At 67.4% G+C, this 20,248-nt stretch carries 15 protein-coding genes, 1 tRNA gene and 1 pseudogene; 7 read left to right on the forward strand and 10 right to left on the reverse strand.

Annotated elements, in window-relative coordinates:
• Positions 1-430 precede the first annotated feature (430 nt).
• Positions 431-1,267, reverse strand: a complete 837-nt coding sequence (locus PXH83_RS15985) for a hypothetical protein (protein WP_274560992.1) — start codon at positions 1,265-1,267, stop codon at positions 431-433.
• Positions 1,264-5,901, reverse strand: a complete 4,638-nt coding sequence (locus PXH83_RS15990; protein WP_274560994.1) for an AAA domain-containing protein — start codon at positions 5,899-5,901, stop codon at positions 1,264-1,266. Before PXH83_RS15990 ends, PXH83_RS15985 begins: the two co-directional genes overlap by 4 nt.
• Positions 5,902-5,935: 34 nt before the next feature.
• Between PXH83_RS15990 and PXH83_RS15995 the strand changes: the two genes are divergently transcribed.
• Entirely contained in the window at positions 5,936-6,892 is a 957-nt protein-coding gene (locus PXH83_RS15995; protein ID WP_274560995.1) for a restriction endonuclease, read from the forward strand.
• Positions 6,893-7,395: 503 nt separating this feature from the next.
• Here PXH83_RS15995 and PXH83_RS16000 read toward each other — a convergent pair.
• A pseudogene (locus PXH83_RS16000) lies at positions 7,396-7,700 on the reverse strand (UDP binding domain-containing protein); the annotation flags it as partial.
• 199 nt (positions 7,701-7,899) lie between these two features.
• On the opposite strand from PXH83_RS16000, the gene PXH83_RS16005 reads away from it, so the two are divergent.
• Positions 7,900-8,838, forward strand: a complete 939-nt coding sequence (locus PXH83_RS16005) for a pentapeptide repeat-containing protein (protein WP_274560996.1) — start codon at positions 7,900-7,902, stop codon at positions 8,836-8,838.
• A 291-nt stretch (positions 8,839-9,129) separates the two neighbouring features.
• Here the strand turns inward: PXH83_RS16005 and PXH83_RS16010 are convergent, their stop codons facing one another.
• Positions 9,130-9,618: a hypothetical protein gene (locus PXH83_RS16010; protein ID WP_274560997.1), complete on the reverse strand. Its 489-nt coding sequence runs from the start codon at positions 9,616-9,618 to the stop codon at positions 9,130-9,132.
• Between the two features lie 131 nt (positions 9,619-9,749).
• Here PXH83_RS16010 and PXH83_RS16015 point away from each other — a divergent pair, with 131 nt between their 5' ends.
• A complete protein-coding gene (locus tag PXH83_RS16015) occupies positions 9,750-10,592 on the forward strand; it encodes a PE-PGRS family protein (RefSeq protein WP_274560998.1) in 843 nt (280 codons plus the stop codon).
• On the opposite strand, the gene PXH83_RS16020 is transcribed toward PXH83_RS16015, so the two are convergent.
• From PXH83_RS16020 to PXH83_RS16030, 3 genes are all read right to left on the reverse strand, one after another.
• Positions 10,522-12,150, reverse strand: coding sequence for a PE-PGRS family protein (locus tag PXH83_RS16020; RefSeq protein WP_420803175.1), 1,629 nt, complete (start codon positions 12,148-12,150; stop codon positions 10,522-10,524). The two genes, PXH83_RS16015 and PXH83_RS16020, sit on opposite strands and share 71 nt — an antisense overlap.
• A gap of 227 nt (positions 12,151-12,377) precedes the next feature.
• Positions 12,378-12,451: transfer RNA gene (locus PXH83_RS16025), tRNA-Pro, on the reverse strand.
• Positions 12,452-12,546: 95 nt separating this feature from the next.
• Positions 12,547-13,485, reverse strand: coding sequence for a metallophosphoesterase (locus PXH83_RS16030; protein WP_274561000.1), 939 nt, complete (start codon positions 13,483-13,485; stop codon positions 12,547-12,549).
• 77 nt (positions 13,486-13,562) lie between these two features.
• On the opposite strand from PXH83_RS16030, the gene PXH83_RS16035 reads away from it, so the two are divergent.
• Positions 13,563-14,027 (forward strand): GatB/YqeY domain-containing protein, encoded by a 465-nt coding sequence (locus PXH83_RS16035; protein ID WP_214921054.1) that lies wholly within the window; start codon positions 13,563-13,565, stop codon positions 14,025-14,027.
• Between the two features lie 99 nt (positions 14,028-14,126).
• Here the strand turns inward: PXH83_RS16035 and PXH83_RS16040 are convergent, their stop codons facing one another.
• Entirely contained in the window at positions 14,127-16,364 is a 2,238-nt protein-coding gene (locus PXH83_RS16040) for a transglycosylase domain-containing protein (RefSeq protein WP_274561001.1), read from the reverse strand.
• Positions 16,365-16,792: 428 nt separating this feature from the next.
• Between PXH83_RS16040 and PXH83_RS16045 the strand changes: the two genes are divergently transcribed.
• Positions 16,793-17,134, forward strand: coding sequence for a WhiB family transcriptional regulator (locus PXH83_RS16045; protein WP_274562847.1), 342 nt, complete (start codon positions 16,793-16,795; stop codon positions 17,132-17,134).
• Here the strand turns inward: PXH83_RS16045 and bagB are convergent.
• Both bagB and bagA read right to left on the reverse strand, forming a co-directional pair.
• Positions 17,131-18,516, reverse strand: a complete 1,386-nt coding sequence (bagB, locus tag PXH83_RS16050) for an ATPase BagB (protein ID WP_274562849.1) — start codon at positions 18,514-18,516, stop codon at positions 17,131-17,133. The two genes, PXH83_RS16045 and bagB, sit on opposite strands and share 4 nt — an antisense overlap.
• A 23-nt stretch (positions 18,517-18,539) precedes the next feature.
• Positions 18,540-19,529 carry an ATPase BagA gene (gene bagA / locus PXH83_RS16055; protein WP_274561002.1) on the reverse strand — a complete coding sequence of 330 codons (990 nt, stop codon included), beginning with the start codon at positions 19,527-19,529 and terminating at the stop codon, positions 18,540-18,542.
• 70 nt (positions 19,530-19,599) lie between these two features.
• On the opposite strand from bagA, the gene PXH83_RS16060 reads away from it, so the two are divergent.
• Positions 19,600-19,761 carry a Sp36 family protein gene (locus PXH83_RS16060; protein ID WP_019355547.1) on the forward strand — a complete coding sequence of 54 codons (162 nt, stop codon included), beginning with the start codon at positions 19,600-19,602 and terminating at the stop codon, positions 19,759-19,761.
• On the forward strand, positions 19,758-20,228 hold the full coding sequence (locus tag PXH83_RS16065) for a RidA family protein (protein WP_274561006.1): 471 nt from the start codon (positions 19,758-19,760) through the stop codon (positions 20,226-20,228). The genes PXH83_RS16060 and PXH83_RS16065 overlap by 4 nt, the downstream gene beginning before the upstream one ends.
• Positions 20,229-20,248: the final 20 nt, after the last annotated feature.

The raw sequence follows: 20,248 nt of genomic DNA on the forward strand, positions 1-20,248 counted from the left end.
CGGAACTCCCGGGGGCAGGGAGCCCCTATAGCGGCCGGAAAAGACCAAGTAAGACCGGCGCATCGAGGCACCCCAGCCACCCCGAACACTCCGCGCGCCCCCACCGGGCCACCATCCACGACCGCGGGGCAAGCCGCCGGGGCCCCCGCGAGCGGGGAGCGAGGAAGCAGGGCACAAGAAACAGGTCAGGCCCGGTCCCCCTGAACGGAAGACCAGGCCTGACCTGGTGTTACAGCTGTCGGGGTGGCGGGATTTGAACCCACGACCTCTTCGTCCCGAGTAAGACACGGGACTGACAAGCCGTGAGCTGGCTGCGGAACTCGCCTGGAAACCGGCCCGGGTGAGGGGACTGATGGGGATGCCGGACAGCCGCCCTGTGCTCAGACTCGTCTGACGAGCTACGCGCGGGGCGGGGCCCGATTCGCGTTGGTCAGGCTGCCTTGGGCTGGGAGTCGGCGAGGTCGTTCAGGACCGCGTTGACCACGGGCCAGCACATGTTCAGTGTGTCGCGGTCCGGGGCGTGAGCCTGGCGGATTTCGGCGCGCGGGTGGACGAAGTTCCGGTACTTGCGTAGCTCGTGGCAGAAGCGCTCGACGTCGGCGCCGATCCAGCCTGCGTCGTGGCACGTCTTGATCAACGCGTCCAGATGCACGTTGTCCGGGGACCTGTTGCCGAGCAGTGATGCGTCGCGTTCTTGGACCACATGAACCAGGACGCCTTCGAGGAGGCTGCCGAGCATGATGATGGCGGCCACGTGGGCGCCGTTGGCGTAGCACGTGCGTGCCTCGTCTAGACGGTGCTGGAGGAGGCCAGCCATCTGCTGGTCGCTGATGAGGTCGGTCATGGCAGCTCTGAGTTCGACCGGGCCCTGGCTGCCCGGGTAGGCGAGAGAGGGGTCGCAGGCGACGAGGCGGGGGCGTCCACCTGGGTTCTCCAGGCGTACGCCCTCGTGGACAAGGAAGGCGTTGACCGCGGCGACGACGGCGGGCAGCTGCTCGGGTTCGCCGAAGTATTCGCGCGGGTCGGCGAGTCGGAGCAGGACTTTCTCCAGCTCGGTGGGGTCTTCTCGGCGTTCAGTGAGCCGGGCGAGGGTCCAGTCCATGCGGTAGCCGTCGTACTCCGGAACCTGCTGCCAGTCGGCGTGCTCCAGGAACTGGGCGATTTCATAGCCCTTTCGGTAGTAGAGGTGGTCGTCGCCGCAGATGACGCGGGCCAGCTCCTCCAGGGTATTGACGTCCAGGATGCCGAGTGGGGACTGCGGGGTCATGCCGGGCCTTCCGTGCTGTTGACGTCGGTTTCGTCGTCTTCGGTCATTTCGAGGGCAGCGACCGGATCGGTCGCGTCTGGGCCATCGGGCGAGTCCGCCAGGCCCTCGTCAGAGGAGAGGTCGAGCGGGGTCCACTGCACTCCGGCGGACGCGGAGGCCGCATGGGGCCGGTCGTCGGCGCCGTCGAACGTGGCCGGACGGATGCCAAGCCGGTTCAGTTCTTCCCACAGGCCGGCCAGGGCCTCGTCGGGGTCGAACCGGAACTCGCTTTCGGGGATGCGCCAGAACGTCCAGCCCACCCTCTGCAGTTCGCGATCACGCTGCTGGTCGTGCCGGATCTGTTCGGATGTCGAGTGGTACCGCTCGCCATCGCACTCCACGGCCAGGCGCCCCCGCGCCCCTACGACGACGAGGTCAATGCGTTTGCTTCCTGCCGGGCACTGCGGGATGACGTGATACCCGCGGGCTTTCAGACGCAGGTAGACGTGCTGCTCGAAGAGCGATTCGAATGGCTTCTGCGGGACCTCGCTCGACACCTCCCCGATGTCGTCGGAGTTGGCCAGTGCGGCTGGTGGGTTCTCCATGTAGGCAAGGAGGTTGAGGCGGAGGTCTCCCGACTTCAGGCGGTCTGGCGGAACCGAGTAGAAGAGCCGCATCTGGTCCTGGGCTCGGGATGCAGCGACGTTATAAGCCTGTCGCTCGCTGCGTGCGCCACCTGCGATGCGCGGCGGGTCAGTGGCAACCATCGACAGCAGGATGACGTGCCGCTCGTCGCCCTGGAACGAAGCGGGATTGCCCACCCGGATCTGGTGGCGCTCGCGGACCGGCGCCGGAATCCGCTCGTTGATCAGCTGTTCCAGGAACTTGACCTGGCCGATCGGTCCCTGAAGGGTGATGACGCCCATGGTCTTGTCCCGGTAGGCGGGGTCCTCCACCAGCTGGGCCAGGCAGTCAACGATGGCCTCGGCTTCCTTCGGGTTGCGGAGCCGACTGTCACGTCCCTGGGTGACGGCTCCCTCGACGAAGTGCGTCACTAGAGGGTCGAGGCGCTCACCGCCGAACTGGCGCAGCGGCTGCAGCTTGTTGTTGTAGAAGGTCTGGGAGGACCAGCCGATGATCTCGGGCATGCACCGAAAGTGCTCCTCCAGCCGGATCACCTTCGGGAAAAACGTGGAGAGCAGCTGGTAGAGGTTGGTGGCGGGGCCGTAGAGAGTGCGCAGACTCGGAGGCATGTCCGGCAGGTGGGAGATGAGCCGGTCATGGATCGCCTGGTGACGGCCCATGCCACTGAGCGAGGGCGCGCACTGCTTGTCGTCCCCCACGACGATCACGCGAGGAGCGAGCCACATCAGGAACAGCGCGTCCATGCCCGCCTGACTCGCTTCGTCGACGATGACCACGTCGAACGCGTCTCGCTTGGGCGACACCATCTCAGCCACCTGCGAGATGGGCATGACCCACGCGGGTACCGCTCCCTGCGCCGTCCTCATGGCGTCGTGCGCCGCGGCACGGTAACGGCCCGCGCTCCGGCCCTTGCCTTTGCCGTACGAGGCCATGTGGGTGCGGTATGCCTGGAGTGCGGACCGCTGCTCCTGTGTCATGCGCTCCAGGCAGTGCAGCCGACCCCAGGTGGCGGCGAGTTCACCGGTCAGAGTCTCCAGGTTCCTCTCGCATTGGGCGAGTTCGCCTTCAAGCTGACGCTCACGGCCCGGGGTGCGCTGGCGGCGTACAAATGCGGAAGCCATTGCCCAGGCCCACGCCTCGGCCAGTGAGTCCAGCCGCGCCTCCCATGCCGGATCGTCGGGTTCCTGCGTCAGCTGGTCGGCGAGCAAGGGGTGTGCCCTCCGAACGCTGTCCAGAAGCACGGCGCACCGGCGCCGGCGGTGCTCACGCCGATGTGCTTCCCGCAGTGCCTCGAGCTCCTTGGCGTAGCGGTCGATGTCTTCCTCTCGGACGGCCTGGGCGGCGGCCAGCGCTTCGGCGGCGGGGTGAGAACCTTCCACCGGCGTACGGAGGTGCTCCTCCCATGTGGCCAGCTGGGCCATGGCTTCATCGGCCGCCCGCTGACCGGAGAGGGCAGCCAGGGCCGTGGTGAAGTCCTGCCAGGCCGGGCGGGAAGTGAAGGCGATGTGCAGGCCGTGACGTACGAGCAGTTCGTCGATGCGCTCGCGGAAGGCGCCAAACGCGTCGACGTGCTCCAGGCGTGCGTATGCCTCGGTCAGGGAGGCTAGACGGAGTTCCACCGGGCCTTCGGATATGGGGACTCCGGCCTGGGCCCACCGCTCTGCGAGCGTGGCAACGGAGGAGCGGGCGCGCAGGTGGGCGAGGACGGAGTCGAGATCCTCCAGTGTTTCGGGAGAGCGACCGTTTACGGTGCACGTGTCGAGGAGCTCCTGAGCGGCCTTCTGCGCCTTCGCGGCACGGAAGCTGCCGCGAGCCCGCAGCTTGCCACCCGAGGCGAGGTGGTCGCGCAGTGCAGAGCCGGTCGCGAGCATCGCATCGGCCCGCTCGGCGGAGAGTTGCTCGGGCACGATGACGCGTTTCATCCCCTGCTTGTCCAACTGGTCAGAGACAGCGGTGAGTTGATCAGCGAGTCGGGATACGCGACGCCATAAGGCGAGGTTGTCGCGGGAGAGCCGGTCCGAGAGGGCCTTGGTGGTCCACCTGTCGGTATCCCACTGCCTGGCCCACGGTGGCAGACCGAGGTGGTGCAGGGCCGTACGGCAGTCACCCGCGAGCGAGGTCAGTTCATCGGTGACGGAAGCGTCGAGTTGGGCGAGGTGGCCGCGAATGCCAGCCGCTTCGGGGGAAAGGCCGTCATCGGTGACGCGGCCGGCCGCGAGTGCCTGGGCCAGGTCATTGGGGGAGGGGAGGGTGTCCGGATCCGGCAGAGTGCCGCCCGCGCGTGGCTCAGCCGCGCCGTCGCGCAGCAGGCTCAGCAGTTCTGCTGCCTGCGCGGGGGACAGCGGGGGAACGGATGGGGTCGGCCCCTCATCCGGAACCAGGCCGATCCAGGAGTGACGTTCGGCGTTGTCGCGGACGCACTGCACGATTGCGGCGAGTGTGCCGGCGTATCCGGGGGCGATTTCCCGGTGCCGGTAGACCTCAGCCTCCCGTAGCGCGATCACCTGCTCGGTGAGCGTGCCGATCCTTCCTCGCACCTCTTCCCGGCGTGCGGAGAGCTGACGGATCTCGTCCCGAAGCTGCTCGGGGTCGCTGGCGGCGACCTGGTCGGTCAGGGCATTGATCGTGCGTTCCAGTTCGTCCGTCCCGTCCTGCCGTGCGGAGCTGAGAAGGAGGACGCACAAGTCCCTCACCGCAGGCGGAAGCTTGTCCCGCAGGACCGTCAGGGCCTGATCGCGGGCGCTGGTCACCAGGACCCTCTGCCCCTGGGCGAGTAGTGCGGAGACCAGGTTGGCGATCGTATGTGTCTTGCCGGTACCCGGCGGGCCTTGCACCACCACGCCCGTGTCGTGCTCCAGCCGCCGCAGTACACTCCGCTGCCGTTCGTTGGCCTTCCCCGGGAAGAGCGGGTCGTCCCCGAAGAGGGGCGGGATCTCACGACCGTCCCAGTTCGTGCGCTCCTCGGAGCTCAGGGGCAGTACCAACTGAGCGAGCCCCAGGGGCGCGTGCGCCTCGGAGGCCACGCTGTCCGCGATCCGGTCGTAGAAGCCCAGCAGGGCATTGCGGTCCCGTGGACGCACCACCAGCGCAGGAGCGTAAGTGAGCCGTGCGACTGCCTCCGGCTCGCGTGGCGGCTGCCACTCGGCACTGAACGCCACCGGGCGCTGCAGCACTCGCTCTTGCCACTGGGCCAGCTGCTCCAGGGCCTCCGCTCCAAGCAGGTGCAGCGACTGGGCGGCTATCTCCTCCGCAAGCGCGGCCGAGCGCTCGGGAGCCCAGCCGTCATCGGTGTCGAGGAACGCCTGATCCTCAAGCCGCACCGCCCCCTCGGCCATGAGGCGGACCGTGAGCCGGGCGGTCTTGCGGTCCACCGAGGTCTCCACCCGGTGGGTGAGCAGATGGCGGTGGACGGCGTCACCGCGCGGATCGCTCCACGTCAACAGGCCGGTGACCAAGACGAGTTCGAGCTGGTCGTCCTGCTGGGTCAGCTTCTGGTGCCAGTGGTAGACCTGCTCGTACAGCTCCCGAAGGGCTCGCTCCGCACGCTCCCGCTCCGCCCACCGGCGCCAGCGATCGAGCCACGGACCGTAGACCCGCAGCACTTCGGCCGCATCCTCTCGGCGGACGGTGTGATCCTCCGCCTCCTCCAACCACTGGCGGCCATCCGCGGCTCGCATCAGCTCCCGCCCCGGTCCCTCGATTGCGAGCGGCGGATCACCGCCATCCGCATCCTGGCACCGTTCCGCGGATACCCATCCATCCAGCACATCCGGCAGAGGCGGCGGTGCCGTTTGCGGCACGTGGTCGAGCGTGAGCAGTAGACCGTCGACTCGGTCCGACGGGCGCCGTACGGAGGTGGGCAGGTCAGCCAGCCACAGGCGTTCCCGCGAGCGTCGGTCGTCGCGTAGACGGTTGTGGCTGCTCTGTACGACCTCTTTGAGGAAGCCAATCAGACCGGTGGTCTGTCCAATGACGTCAGGGTCGTTCGCGGCGCGTCGCGGCACGTTCACCTGTCTTCCCTCGGCTGGTGGCGAACGTTCCAGAATGAGGCCGCCCGACAGGCGGGACAACACGTGCACCGAGAATGGCGCGATATACGCGCTGTTCAGGCTGGATCGACGTGCTGTCACGAAGAGCGCGTCGGTAAGCGACGTGAACACTCGGCCGGGCAGGAACGAGGTCGGCATCCACCGGTGCTCGTACCGCCGGAGAACAGACATCAGCCACTGGCCGATCTGTGCCCTTACCGATGTCCGTGGGCGCTGCCGAGACTGCTACTCAAGACAGGGGGAGGCGTGGGTGGCAGCACGAAAACGACGTCGATCGGCTGCGCGGAAGCGCCGCGAGCAGCGGCTCAAGACGGGCTTGATCGGCGGTGTGGGCTGCGTCGTCCTGCTGGTCGTGTTCTGGCAGGCGATCTGGCCGTACCTCGTCGGCGGGCTCGTTCTCGGTGGAGCTGCCACTGGCGCGTGGTGGCTGTGGCGTACGAACCGACTGATCAAGGGACGTGATCATCGGTGGCGCCGGGAGGAGGCTCTCAAGGCCGGCCACCGAACCCTCACCGAGGTGGATGCGATGTCGGGTGGCGAGTTCGAGGACTTCGTCGTGGACCTCTGCCGACGCGATGGATGCACCGAAGTTCGCCGGGTGGGTGGCTCTCACGACGATGGCGCGGATGTGTTGGGGCGTCTGCCGGACGGCCGGAGCATGGTGATTCAGTGCAAGCGTTACTCACCGAAGAGCAGGATCCCAAGCCATGAGGTCCGAGACCTGCTGGGGTCGAGGGTTCACTTCAGGGCCGATGTCGCGATCTTCGTTACGACCACGTACTTCACCGGACCATCTGAGCGGACCGCAGTGCAGAACGGCGTCATCGCGGTCCACCGCGACCATCTCGGTTTGTGGAACAACGGCGCCTCGCTCCTGTCGCTCAGCGAGGTGAACGGGTCGGGGCAGGGTGAGCGCAGGCATCGCGCCCGCTGGAAGCAGACATACGAGTAGGACCTGCCGCCAGCGGGGTGTCGGGTGCACTGACGGCGCATAGGCTGGGCTGGCCGGGTTTCATCGTCTGCTCCGTTGGGCGCTGATTCGGGGACGCAGCTTGTAGGCGACCTTGGCCACGCCCTCGCGCTCACTCCATAGCCCTGACCCTGATCGCATGAGTGTCCAGCCGCTGACCTCGTAGGGCATGAGTTCGCCAACTCTGAGCTGCCCCAGGAGGTGGGTCAGCTCCTTTGCCATCCGTAGATCATGTTCGCGTACCGTGCATGTCCTCCCCATGGCGCAGAACACTGCCGACACGCTGCATACGCTCGCCTGCGACTACCTGCCCGACGAGATCGCCGAGCGGTGGATCGGACTGCTGCGGCCGGGGCCTGCGCCTGGTGAAGGCTACGGGTACAGATCCAATCGTGGGTCGGCCTGCCGGAGGTTCCGCAGAGGAAGCTGCGCGGCGCATTCCGCCAACTTCTACGGGCAGTGGTACGGAACCAGCCCACTGTCGCGGAGAGGAGGAGGACGGCGTCGGCCGCGCGAGGCCGGTGGGAGTGACGTCGACTCGCTCGAGGTCCGCCAGGCCGTCGGCGCGAGGGTGAGCGTCGTCGCTGACGTGGGGGTCGGCCGCCTGGACCTCCGCGCCCATGCCGATGAGCAGCTCCGCGATCCGCGCCGCCGGCGTCTCGCGGGCGTCTCCGGTGTTGGCCTTGTAGGCGAGGCCGAGCAGCAGTATCCGGGAGCCGTTCACGGACTTCTTGCGTTTGTTGAGCCCGTCGACCAGGCGCCGGACCACGTAGTCAGGCATGTGGTTGTCGTCTGGGTGATGCGGGCAGCGTCCGTGCTCCAAACCGTAAGCTGCGACTCGCATATGTCACGGGGCATGCAACCGGCAGGCAGTGTGCGCTTGTGTACCAGGCATGAATCGGAATCTCGCTGGCCCCACAGGTGCCCCTAACCCCAACATGAACGAGCGCACAGTCGAGTTGTGGCGCAAGCGGCGGGTACGGAGGCGCTTGACCCACGTACTGGGGGCGCTTGGGTGTCTGATTCTGCTGATCGGAATCCCATGGCTCGTATGGCGCGGACCGTACATACTCGACGGCGAATACCTGGACCGGGATGAGCTGGCGAAGGGATCAGCGGCGCTCGTCACTGGCCTGCGTAGCGCTCTAGTCTCCATGCTTACCGCGATCGGGGTCGGCGTTGCCCTGATATACACCGCCCGCACTTATCGCCTCACACGGCGCGGTCAGATCACTGACCGATTCAACAAGGCGCTGGAATGCCTCGGATCCGAGCACGAATACGTGCGCATCGGCGGCGTCCTCAACCTGGAGCAGATCGTTCAGGATGCCCCGGAGCAAGCAGCCCCGGACGCCGCCCGCGTCCTCGTGCATTTCATCCGCAACCGCGCGCCGAAGGCACAACACTCTCGCCGCAAGTGGATGGCGCGCATGCGCAGCGGGGACAACACCTCACTGCCACTCGAACCTGCAGCCGACGTACAGGCTGCCCTCACGGCCCTCACCAGCGATGTGATGCGCCTTCACGCCGATCCGCGTGTGGTCGTCCTCGACCTTCACGGACTACACCTGGCGGGATCCACGTTGCCCGGTGTCGACCTCACCGATACGCACCTGGAAGGTGTCGACCTTACCGGCGCGGATCTGAACGGCGCGACGCTGGCGATGGCCAACCTGAACGCAGTGCGGCTCACCTCTGCCAACCTGATTGATGTAGATCTGACCTATGCGGGGCTGGAACAAGCCGATCTTCGAGGAGCAGATCTCCGACTCGCGAAATGGGACAAGACCGACCTGCGCGGGGCTAACCTTTCGGACGCCAGCGGCCTGCCTGCGAACCTTCATGAGCTCGCGCGCATCGATGACCGGACTGCACTTCCGGGATATCTTCGGTCCCCGAAAGGAGCCCGAGGAGCAGTGCGCCGCTGAGCGTACGAGAGTCGGCGGTGGCGCCACGGCTTCGGCCAAGGTCGACGTTGAGGACGGCGCGCTCGCTGCCGCGATCGCCAAAGACGCCGTGGCCGACTTCAGGCTCCTGCTTTCCCACGCAGCCCTATGAGGCCAGGCCGTTCCCGGTTGCCGTCCGGTGCGGCCTCGCTGTCTCTCCAGGCGCTACCGAGAGCCAGCTGCGGTGGGTCCACATCCGGGAGCCGATTCTGTAGTCGGCTCCCAAATGGCTCCCACAACATCGTAATGAGCCCAGCTGATGGCACCCTCGTCTTACTCTCCCGTTGCTGGCGCTCGCCTGATGATGTCGGACAGCGGTCCGCGATAGGTGGTGCCGAGCTTGCTCACCATGCCCATGGTGGGACCGGGGCCGTTCTTCATACGACTCACGTAGTTTTCGGGTAGCAGTACCCGGTCGCCGACCTCAAGCGGTGTGCTCCCGCACCAGCGGTAGGCGTATCCGCCGACGTCCACAACCTGATGGCCGTCGATCTCGTACACGCGCTTCGCGTCGTCCAGTTGTTCCTCAAGCGCTTTGACGCGCTGTTCCAACCGTTCGATCCGGGATCTGGAGAAGCTCGCGCTGCTCTCGCTGCCGGATTTGTAGCCTTCGCTCCATCCGCGTTGGTGAGCCTCGGCCACGGCTTTGTCCTGCTCCGTGGCATGCGTGCCGCACGCCACGTCCGAGCCCGATATCCGGATCTTGCATGGGTTCCCGGAGCGGGTCGGGCGCCCGCAGGTGCGGTTGTGCTGGTCGGTCATGTGAGATCCCCCTGGGAGAAGCTAACCGTGATCCTCTCTCAAGTTTCTGCCGAGGGGACGGCGGAAACCAGACATACCTCGGAACTGTTGATTAGTGCGTGGCGGCGCCGTCGACCTGGCTCAATGGACGTATGGAGACCGGGGAACGCTGGGCGTATCGGGCCACACCGAAGGAGCTGGGTGGCGCGGTGCGCCAGGTGGAGATTGTCCGGGTCCGCGGCTCTGGAAGATCAGGGCGCGTACATGTGCGGTTCCTGGATGGTGATGAGGCTGGCTTGCAGGAGTGGGTGAGCCCCACCTGCCTGGTGGCCTCGTGGAGTGACGTCGAGTCCTTCAGGGCGGATGACACGGCGGAGCTGGCTCTGGCCGAGGCGTCGAGGGAGGTCCGGGGCAGCGCGGAGTTCGAGGCGGCCCGGATGATCCTCGGTTTCGTCCGGCCCAAGGGCCGCTTGCGTCTGCGCAGAGCGGTGGCTGACGCGGGGGTCCTGGAACTGGGCCACCTCGACGAGACGGCACCGCTCGTCGGCGCGGATCCCGCCGGACTACGGGGCGATCCCATGGTCCACGAGGACCGCAACGGCCTCTGCACGGCGGGCTGGCCGGTCACCGAGCGGATCGCACGGCAGGTTGCCCGGCGCCTGGCCGAGGAGATCCTGCCCGAGGTAGACCGCAAGCAGCAGGCAGTGGACGAGGAGCGCGCCCGGCCCGCCTACTACTCGTACCACCGTCGGGACGACCGCAAGCTGGAAGCGGAGGCAGCCGCCTTGCGCACGGTGCGGGAGTGGTGCGGTGAGGACAAGACGGAGCGCTATGACGAGCTGGTCGCCCTACGCGCCGAGGTGCTGAGACTTGGAGAACTGGTGGAACGGGCAGTGAAAGCGCTCCGGGACCGGGGACATGGCGTCATCGCCTCCACCATTGAGCGCGACCTTGGCGTCCATATCGCCAGCCTTGATCCTGACGTACGTCGATGATGCCTCGCCACGGCTCTGGCTCCGGCTTGGGCGGCGCGGGCTGCGTCACTGGTTTCTCCTTCTCCGGTCGGTGTGGGTGCCAGCCGTCGAGAAACGGCCGCAGCTGATCTCCCGTCGGCTCCGCGTGGAAGTTGAGGGAAGCCAGGCCCTTGCCGTTCAGGGTGGGGTCGAGCCGGTCGGCCTCCGCCTTCCCCCAAGCCGACCACTCCCGCAGCCTCTCGGCTTCGATGGCGTTGTCCGACGTGGTGGCGGCGTCATCCAGAGCGGCGCAGAAGGCTCGGATTTCCCCGGCGGCCCGCCACCGCTCAAGGGCCGTTCCGAAGTGCTCGGCCCGACCCGCCTGAACTGCCTTGATCGAAGCGACGCTGACGACCGCCTCCCACTCCCGCCGCGTGCGCTCTTCCCGTTCCGCTTCCAGGCGCTGGCGCTCTGCCTCCTGCCGCTCCTCTCGCAGACGCTGCTGCTCCGCCTCACGTTCCAGTCGAGCCCGCTCCTGCTCCTCCGCGCGTGTCTTCAACGCCCGGAAGACTGAACCGATCTGCTCCTCCAACGGCTTCTTGGCCGTGTCGGCCCATTCCTTCTTCCAGCCGTAGCTGTAGCCCGATTGCTGGCTGACCAGCAGCTCCAGTTCGCCGGACGGCTCGAACTTCTGGGTTGGGGTGACACGTTGCCAGTCGTACGTACGGCGGCCCGGCTGCTTGGGGACGTACCGAACCGGTTTCTGCCGTTCGCGGAAGATGACCTCGTACGTCCTGCCGTGGACGGTGAGCAGCGGCCTCGGCTGTCTGCGCTTCTTCGACACCGCGATCTCGCCGTGGCGTGCGAGGGCTTGCTCAGCGAGGAGCCGGAGCAGGGAGAGTACCCGGGGGAGGACCTGCTCCGAGATCTCGAAGGCGCTGTAGTCCGCGGTGACTGCGGCGATCACGTCCTCGACATCGGTGATCACACGGCTGCGCGCCAGCCGGACTCGGTTCCACTCGGTCTCGTCCTCGCCGGTCACCCTGAGCAGGCCGAGGAAGAAGTCCCCCTTCGCCCGCCCGCTGTACTTCAGGTGGTATCCCTCGGGGGCACACTGCCGCGCAGCGTCGAACGCCCTGCGGTAGCGCGCCCGCTCCCCGTCGCTGGGGTTCGGGATCCGGAGGAACCGCCCAGCCTGCCGTACCTCCGCGATCAAAGCGGCGCCGACTTCCGCAGGCGACGGCCGCGGGGACTTCGCTGCACGCTGCGGCGCTGGCTCCGTCTCGGCCGAGGCCATGGCTTGCTCCTGTGGTGGAGGGACCGGTCGTGCCTTTGGCTCAGAAACCCTCGAACGTCGCTTGCGCGGAGCCGGTTCCGGCCGGTCTGGATGATGGCCGTGCTCCAGGTAGTAGCGTCCCGTGTCGGTAATCTCCGTCTGCCACTTCCCACCCTGCTTGGGCATGGTGATCAGGCCCCGCCCCTTGAGCGCGCGGGCGGTAACGGCGAGCTCGGGGCTGTCCGACGTGACGGGATCGGTTCCGTCTCCGATACGGGTGAGGAGGGCGAGCTGCCGATCATTTAACGGAGACCATGGGTGCATGGCTGTCGTCGTACCGTCTGTGGTCTCCTCGGCACAAGCCGTGGGGGTGGCTCTTCCGGGGCGCACGCGGCGCACAGCGCGCTCGAAGGCGGAGCGCCGCTCGCTGGGAGCCACCGGGGAGCCGGTTCTCGAAGTCGGCTCCCAAATGGCTCCCAAAACGGGTCCGCATAGCAAATCAGGCCCGGTACTGATCTCTCAGTACCGGGCCTGACCTGGTGTTTCAGCTGTCGGGGTGGCGGGATTTGAACCCACGACCTCTTCGTCCCGAACGAAGCGCGCTGCCAAGCTGCGCTACACCCCGATGCCGCGCGCGTTGCGGCGACATCGATTACTTTAGCGGACGCGCGGCCGGAGACGAAATCCGGTTTCTGCGGCCGCTGCCACCGTACGCCCGGGTCAGGGGCGCTCCGTCAGCGTCAGCAGGGTCGCCTCGGGCGGGCAGGCGAAGCGGACCGGGGTGTAGCGGTTGGTGCCGCAGCCTGCTGAGACGTGGAGGTACGAGCGGTGGCCGCCGGCCTCGTGGGTGGAGAGGCCCTTGACCCGGGCGGTGTCGAGGTCGCAGTTGGTGACGAGCGCCCCGTAGAAGGGGATGCAGAGCTGGCCGCCGTGGGTGTGGCCGCCCAGGATCAGCGCGTAGCCGTCGGCCGTGAACGCGTCGAGCGAGCGCAGATACGGGGCGTGGACGACGCCGATCGAGATGTCGGCGCCGGACTCCGGGCCGCCCGCCACCTCGTCGTACCGGTCGCGCCTGATGTGCGGGTCGTCGACGCCGGTGAAGGCGATCTCCATGTCGTCGAGCTTGAGCCGGCCGCGGGCGTTGCTGAGGTTCAGCCAGCCCGCCGAGTCGAAGGCGTCGCGCAGCCGCTCCCAGGGGTTGTGCACGACGCTGACTGCCGGCGCGTTGCCGTTGAGGCCGTGCTTGCCCTGGGCCTTCTCGATGAGATAGCGGGCGGGGTTGCGCAGCTTCGGCCCGTAGTAGTCGTTGGAGCCGAAGACGTAGACGCCGGGGAACTCCATCAGCGGGCCGAGCGCGTCCAGTACCTCCGGCACGCCCTCCGAGTCGGAGAGGTTGTCGCCCGTATTGACGACGAAGTCGGGGCGCAGGCCCGCCAGCGACTGGAGCCACCGCTGCTTCTTGCGCTGCCCGCCGACCATGTGGATGTCGGACACCTGGAGTACGCGCAGGGGCCGCGCCCCCGGGGGCAGCACCGGCACGGTGACTCGCCGGAGCCGGAACGAACGGGCCTCGAAACCGGCGCCGTAGGCGAGGCAGGCCGCGCCAACAGCCGTGATTCCTGCGGTGACTTTCAGGGGGACCCCGTAACGTGCGCGCATACGACCATCGTCGCAGACCACCCGTGCGCAGGAAATCAGCGGGCAGTCATGCGGCCGCACCTGCCACACTGAGCCCCATGACCTCGCTCAAGTCCAAGCTCCAGGAAGACCTCACCACCGCCATCAGGGCGCGTGACGAGCTGACCTCGTCCACGCTCCGGTTGACTCTCACCGCGATCACCAAGGAGGAGGTCGGCGGCAAGACGGCGCGCGAGCTCTCCGACGACGAGGTGCAGAAGGTCATCGCCAAGGAGGCCAAGAAGCGCCGCGAGGCGGCCGAGGCCTTCGCCCAGGGCGGCCGGACCGAGTCCGCCGAGCGCGAGAAGGCCGAGGGCGCGATCCTCGATGCGTATCTGCCGCAGCAGCTGAGCGACGACGAGCTGACCGCGATCGTCGGGCAGGCCGTCGAAGAGGCGAAGGCGGCGGGCGCCGAGGGGCCGCGCGCGATGGGTGCGGTCATGAAGATCGTGAACCCGAAGGTCGCAGGCCGCGCCGAGGGCGGCCGGGTGGCAGCCACGGTGAAGAAGCTCCTGGCGGGCTGATCACGGCAGCGGCAGCGCAGCGGTAGTAGGAGTACGCAGTAGGTACGCGAAAGGGGCCCGGTGGAATCCACCGGGCCCCTTTCGCGTACCTACTGCGTCCTACGGCCAGTTCCCGCCGTTGTCGTTCCCGCCGCGGCCGTGGCCGTTGCCGCCGCCGATCAGATCCGGCGGGATGGAGATGTCGGGCCAGGGCTTGTCGCCACCGTCGCCGGGCTTGCCGTCGTCGCGGCCGTCGTCGTCGCGGTCTTTGTCCTTGTCCTTGTTCTTGTCCTTGTCGGGCTCCGGAATGTTGACCGTGTTGAAGCCGGGCGCGGGTTTGCCGGCCAGCGCGCCGCTCATCGCGTCCTTCCAGATCGGACCCGGGACCTGACCGCCGAACACCTTGTCGTGGTAGACCCCGCCGATCGTGATGTTCACCATGGGGATCTGCTTGGCGCCGGCCGCGCCCACCCAGACCGCGCCGGCCAGGTTCGGCGTGTAGCCGACGAACCAGGCGTTGTGGCGGCTGTCCGTGGTACCCGTCTTACCCGCGTTGTCCCGGCTCGTGAGTCCCGCCTGCCGGCCCGTACCGGAGTCGACCACGCCCTTGAGCAGGGTGTTTATGGTGTCCGCCGTCTCCTCGGACATCGCCCGCGAGCAGGTCGACCGGGGTACCGGCAGGTTCTTGCCCTGTGCGGTCTTCACCGACTCCAGGAAGATCGGCGTGCAGTACGTGCCGCGGTTGGCGAAGGTCGCGTACGCGTTCGCCATGGTCAGCGGCGACATGCCCTCCGTACCCAGCGAGATCGCGGGCACTTCCTTCAGCTTCTCGCCGTTGGCCTGCACCACACCGAGCTTGCCTGCCATCTGCGTCACCGGGCAGATGCCGATCTCGGAGATCATCTGGACGAAGTAGGTGTTGACCGACTTCGCCATGGCCTCCTTCATCCGGTACGGGCCGACCTCGGCCTCGTTCTCGTTCTCGACCTGGTCGCCGCCGGAGTTGACCCAGGGCTTGTCACAGGTCTGTACGGGGCTCGGGTACGGCATGTCGTACGGCGCCGGATAGCTCTTGGTCGCCGGAATGCCGGACTCTATGGCCGCCGCCGCCACGAACGGCTTGAAGGTCGATCCGGTCGGGAAGCCGTAGGCCGAGCCGCCCCTGTTCTTGTCGGCCGAGAAGTTGATCACCGTCTCGTTGGTCCCGAAGCCGTAGGGCCTGGACTGGCCCATGCCGAGGACCTTGCCGGTGCCGGGCTCGACCAGCGTGACGGCCGTCGCGATCTTGTCGGACTGGTAGACGTGGTTCTTGATCGACGCCTGCACCGACTCCTGCGCCTGCGGGTCGAGCGTCGTACGGATCTTCAGGCCGCCCTGATTCCAGATCTTGGCCCGGTCCTCCTTCGTCTTCCCGAAGGCCGGGTCGGCGTGGAAGACCTCGCGCACGTAGTCGCAGAAGAAGCCCGCGCCGCTGACCGCCGTAATGCAGCCGTTCTTCGGCTTGCTGACGTTCAGCTTGATCGGGGTGGCCTTCGCCCGGTCGGCAGCGGCCTGCGAGACGTCGCGGACGTCGGCCATGCGCTGGAGCACGGTGTTGCGCCGCTTGGTCGCCTCTTCGGCGTCGTTGACGGGGTCGTAGCGGCTCGGCGACTGCACGATGCCGGCGAGCAGCGCGGCCTCCTCCAGCTTGAGGTCCTTGGCGGACTTGCTGAAGTAGCGCTTGGACGCGGACTCGATGCCGTACGCCTGCTGCCCGAAGAAGGTGATGTTGAGGTAGTTCTCAAGGATTTTCTTCTTGCCCAGCTCTTCCTCGACCTGGATCGCGTACTTGAGTTCGCGCACCTTGCGGCCGAGCGTCTGCTGGGTGGCCTGGGCGACCTTGGTGGGGTCGTCGCCGGCCTCCTCGACGAAGACGTTCTTGACGTACTGCTGGGTGAGGGTCGACGCGCCCTGCGACACGCCGCCCGACTGGGCGTTGCGGTTGACCGCGCGCAGCACACCCTTGAGGTCGATCGCCCCGTGGTCGTAGAAGCGCGCGTCCTCGATCGCGACGATCGCCTTCTGCATATGGGGGGAGATGTCCTTCAGGTCCACGACGGTGCGGTCACGCGAGTAGACCGTGGCGATTTGGCCGCCCTGCGCGTCCAGGATCGTGGTGCGCTGACTCAGCGGTGGCGTCTTGAGGTTGGCGGGGATCTCGTCGAATCCCTCGACCGTTCCCTTGGCCGCGAGACCCAGCGCTCCGGCCGCCGGCAGTGCGATGCCAGCCAGCACGGCTCCGGACAGCGCGGCGACACCGACGAATTTGGCGGCCTGCTGGGTCCCCGTGAGACCCCCGCCCGAGCGCTTCTTTGGCATGAGGGCAGCCTACGTTCTCATTCGCCGGACACACGTATATGCCTTGGCCTAAGCTGCTCTCAACTGTCACAGCGGTGTGGTTTCGCATCAAGCCCCCTGGCATCAAAGGCCTCAACTCCGTCAGTCCCGAATCTGGCAGAGCTGTGTCCGGAGCTTGTCCAGAGCTGTGTCCGAATCAGCCTTATGCGTCACGTGTTGCCCGTTGTGACTCGGCTGAACTGCCCCGCTTCGCCGGGTTGATCACGTATGCCCTTGCCTCACTCCGTCGGGTGATCTGTCGCTTACGCATAGTCCGTTCGGGCCATTCAAGATTGGGCCCGAAGGGGGTGTTGCGCTGTGCCCACCTTCCGTAACGTCCTCAACTGGTGGCGGTGAATATGCCGCTGCCGCCGTGGGGGAGCCTCGATTCGGGAGAGGACGGCGCCGGCATGGGCTGGGTAACCGACTGGAGTGCGCAGGCAGCCTGCCGCACTACCGATCCGGATGAACTGTTCGTACAAGGTGCAGCGCAGAACAGGGCCAAGGCGGTGTGCACCGGATGTCCGGTGCGGACCGAGTGCCTGGCTGATGCGCTGGACAACCGCGTCGAGTTCGGCGTTTGGGGCGGAATGACGGAACGGGAGCGGCGCGCATTGCTGCGCAGGCGCCCCACCGTCACCTCCTGGCGCCGACTGCTGGAAACCGCACGTACTGAGTACGAGCGCAGCACGGGCATTCTGCCCGAAGGCGAAGAAGACGAGGCGTACATCGAGTACGCAGCGGTGGGTTAGACGGACTGGACAGAAGTGCCGAGGGAATCGGCGTGATCGGTGGCGACCAGGTCGCCGATCGCCCGTAGCCCCGCGAGGTCGTGCACATCGCCGGGCAGGGCAGCCACTTCGGCCACGGCGACCTCGGGGTGGAGTGCGGTGAAGCGGTCGCGCGTTCGCTGTTCACGCGCGAGCACATGCATGCGTTCGGCATGCAGACGCAGCAGACCCGCAGTCAACTGCTCGACGGAGTGGCCCTGGTTGTTGTCCGATGTGTCATTGCCCGGGTTGTCATGACCCGCGTTGTCACTGGCCGGGAGGTCATGGTCCGGGAGGTCATTGTCCGGTGAGGGAGCCGGATCCGGGGTGCCCGGTGCGGTCTCGGCATCGGGAGAGGCGGCCGAGGAGTCACGAACTCCAGCCTTCCCGGCCTCCTGATCCACAATGCGACCCTCGCCAAGATTTTCTGCGGCGGCAAGTGCCCGCTCGGCCGACAGCTGAGGGGCGCCGCTGCCGTGGACCCTGTTGAGTACGAGTCCGGCCAGCGGCATCTCCTCCGCCGCCAGCCGCTCGACGAAATACGCCGCCTCGCGCAGCGCGTCCCGCTCCGGGGCGGCGACCACCAGGAACGCCGTGCCGGGCGCCTGGAGCAGCTGGTACGTCGCGTCCGCGCGGGTGCGGAAGCCGCCGAACATGGTGTCCATGGCGGCCACAAAGGTCTGCACGTCACGCAGCAGCTGGCCCCCCATCAGCTTGCTGAGGGTGCCCGTCATCATCGACATGCCGACATTGAGGAACTTCATCCCGGCCCGGCCGCCCACCTTCGCGGGAGCCATCAGCACCCGGATGAACTTGCCGTCCAGGAACGACCCGAGCCGCTTCGGCGCGTCCAGGAAGTCCAGCGCGGACCGGCTCGGCGGGGTGTCCACGACGATCAGGTCCCACTCGTCGCGGGCACGCAACTGGCCCAGCTTCTCCATCGCCATGTACTCCTGCGTGCCCGCGAAACCGGCTGACAGGGACTGGTAGAAGGGGTTCTCCAGGATCGCGCGGGCCCGCTCGCCGTCCGCGTGCGCCTCGACGATCTCGTCGAAGGTCCGCTTCATGTCGAGCATCATCGCGGACAGTTCACCACCGGCCGACTCGTCCACGCCCTTCACCCGGCGAGGCGTGTTGTCGAGCGCGTCGATGCCCATGGACTGGGCGAGCCTGCGCGCCGGGTCGATGGTGAGGACGACGACCTTCCGGCCGCGCTCGGCCGCCCGTACACCCAGAGCCGCCGCCGTCGTCGTCTTGCCGACGCCGCCCGCGCCGCAGCACACGATGATGCGGGTGGCGGGGTCGTCGAGGAGCGGGTCGACGTCCAGGACGGGAGACGCGTCCATGGTGCTGATGCCGGTCATGCTGTCCGTCGTGGTCTTCACGGTCACGAAGTCCCCCCAGGGGCGATAAGGCTCCGCAGTTCCTTCGACAGCCGGTAGAGCCCGGCGAGGTCCACACCGTCGCCGAGCAGCGGGAGTTCGTACGTCACCAGGTCGAGCCCGGCCAGTACGGCGCGTTGCTCGCGCTCCAGCTCGACGCGCTGCGCGTGCTCGGCGGCCTGTTCCAGCAGTGGGTCGACGAGGCGTTCGGCGAGGCCGCCGCGCCGCGCGCCGCCCAGGCCGGCCAGCGACAGCGTCTTGGCGACGGCGCTGCGCTGCTCGCCCGCCGCGGTGCGCAGCGCCTCCTCGTCGAGGAGGTGCGGGCGGACCATGTTCACGATGACGTTGCCGACGGGCAGCTCGGCGGCGTGCAGCTCGGCGATGCCGTCGGCGGTCTCCTGGACCGGCATCTCCTCCAGCAGCGTCACCAGGTGCACAGCGGTCTCGGGCGACTTGAGTACCCGCATCACGGCCTGCGCCTGATTGTGTATCGGGCCGAACCTGGCCAGACCCGCCACCTCGTCGTTCACATTGAGGAAGCGGGTGATGCGGCCGGTGGGCGGCGCGTCCATCACGACGTAGTCGTACGCGTAACGGTTCTTCTTGTCCCGGCGGCGGACCGCTTCGCATGCCTTGCCGGTCAGCAGCACGTCTCGGAGACCTGGCGCGATGGTGGTGGCGAAGTCGATCGCGCCGAGCTTCTTGAGCGCCCGGCCGGCCCCTCCGAGCTTGTAGAACATCTGGAGGTAGTCGAGAAGCGCGCGTTCGGCGTCTATCGCGAGGGCGTACACCTCCCCGCCGCCCGGTGCGACCGCGATCTTCCGCTCTTCGTACGGAAGCGCTTCCGTCTCGAAGAGCTGCGCGATTCCCTGCCTGCCCTCGACCTCCACGAGGAGGGTGCGTTTGCCCTCTGTCGCGAGGGCGAGCGCGAGGGCCGCGGCCACCGTGGTCTTTCCGGTACCGCCCTTGCCGCTGACGACCTGGAGCCTGCTCACGTCTTTGAGCCTAACCAGTCGATGCCCGGGCTACGCAGGAGGTGTCTGTGGCAGGCACTACAGTCGGCGTATGACCAAGTGGGAATACTCGACCGTGCCCCTTCTCGTGCACGCGACCAAGCAGATTCTGGACACCTGGGGCGAGGACGGCTGGGAGCTCGTCCAGGTCGTGCCCGGGCCGAACAACCCCGAGCAGCTGGTGGCCTACCTGAAGCGGGAGAAGCAGGCATGACCGGTGTGGTCGAGGCGAAGCTCGCAGAGCTCGGCCTGACGCTTCCGGAGGTCGTCCCTCCGATCGCCGCGTACCAGCCGGCCGTGCAGTCGGGCGTGTACGTCTACACCGCGGGCCAGCTCCCGATGGTCGAGGGCAAGCTTCCGTGCACCGGCAAGGTCGGCGCGGAGGTCACCCCGGAAGAAGCCAAGGACCTGGCGCGTACGTGCGCGCTGAACGCACTGGCCGCCGTCAAGTCGGTCGCCGGTGACCTGGACCGCATCGCGCGCGTCGTGAAGGTCGTCGGCTTCGTCGCGTCCGCCGCGGACTTCACCGGACAGCCTGCTGTGCTGAACGGCGCGAGCGAGCTGCTCGGCGCGGTGCTCGGCGACAAGGGCGTCCATGCGCGCAGCGCAGTCGGTGTGACCGTGCTGCCGCTCGACGCCCCGGTCGAGGTCGAGATCCAGGTCGAGCTGGTCCAGGACTGACCACTCGAACATCCCGGTAG

It is taken from the genome of Streptomyces spiramyceticus (assembly GCF_028807635.1).
Classification (GTDB): Bacteria; Actinomycetota; Actinomycetes; order Streptomycetales; family Streptomycetaceae; genus Streptomyces; species Streptomyces spiramyceticus.

Excerpts from the sequence above, each read along its gene's own strand:
- PXH83_RS15985 (WP_274560992.1), bottom strand. The coding sequence starts at position 1,267 with ATGACCCCGCAGTCCCCACTCGGCATCCTGGACGTCAATACCCTGGAG.
- PXH83_RS15995 (WP_274560995.1), top strand. The coding sequence starts at position 5,936 with ATGAGGCCGCCCGACAGGCGGGACAACACGTGCACCGAGAATGGCGCG.
- PXH83_RS16010 (WP_274560997.1), bottom strand. The coding sequence starts at position 9,618 with ATGACCGACCAGCACAACCGCACCTGCGGGCGCCCGACCCGCTCCGGG.
- PXH83_RS16015 (WP_274560998.1), top strand. The coding sequence starts at position 9,750 with ATGGAGACCGGGGAACGCTGGGCGTATCGGGCCACACCGAAGGAGCTG.
- PXH83_RS16020 (WP_420803175.1), bottom strand. The coding sequence starts at position 12,150 with ATGCACCCATGGTCTCCGTTAAATGATCGGCAGCTCGCCCTCCTCACC.
- PXH83_RS16030 (WP_274561000.1), bottom strand. The coding sequence starts at position 13,485 with ATGCGCGCACGTTACGGGGTCCCCCTGAAAGTCACCGCAGGAATCACG.
- PXH83_RS16035 (WP_214921054.1), top strand. The coding sequence starts at position 13,563 with ATGACCTCGCTCAAGTCCAAGCTCCAGGAAGACCTCACCACCGCCATC.
- PXH83_RS16040 (WP_274561001.1), bottom strand. The coding sequence starts at position 16,364 with ATGCCAAAGAAGCGCTCGGGCGGGGGTCTCACGGGGACCCAGCAGGCC.
- PXH83_RS16045 (WP_274562847.1), top strand. The coding sequence starts at position 16,793 with ATGGGCTGGGTAACCGACTGGAGTGCGCAGGCAGCCTGCCGCACTACC.
- bagB (WP_274562849.1), bottom strand. The coding sequence starts at position 18,516 with ATGACCGGCATCAGCACCATGGACGCGTCTCCCGTCCTGGACGTCGAC.
- PXH83_RS16060 (WP_019355547.1), top strand. The coding sequence starts at position 19,600 with ATGACCAAGTGGGAATACTCGACCGTGCCCCTTCTCGTGCACGCGACC.
- PXH83_RS16065 (WP_274561006.1), top strand. The coding sequence starts at position 19,758 with ATGACCGGTGTGGTCGAGGCGAAGCTCGCAGAGCTCGGCCTGACGCTT.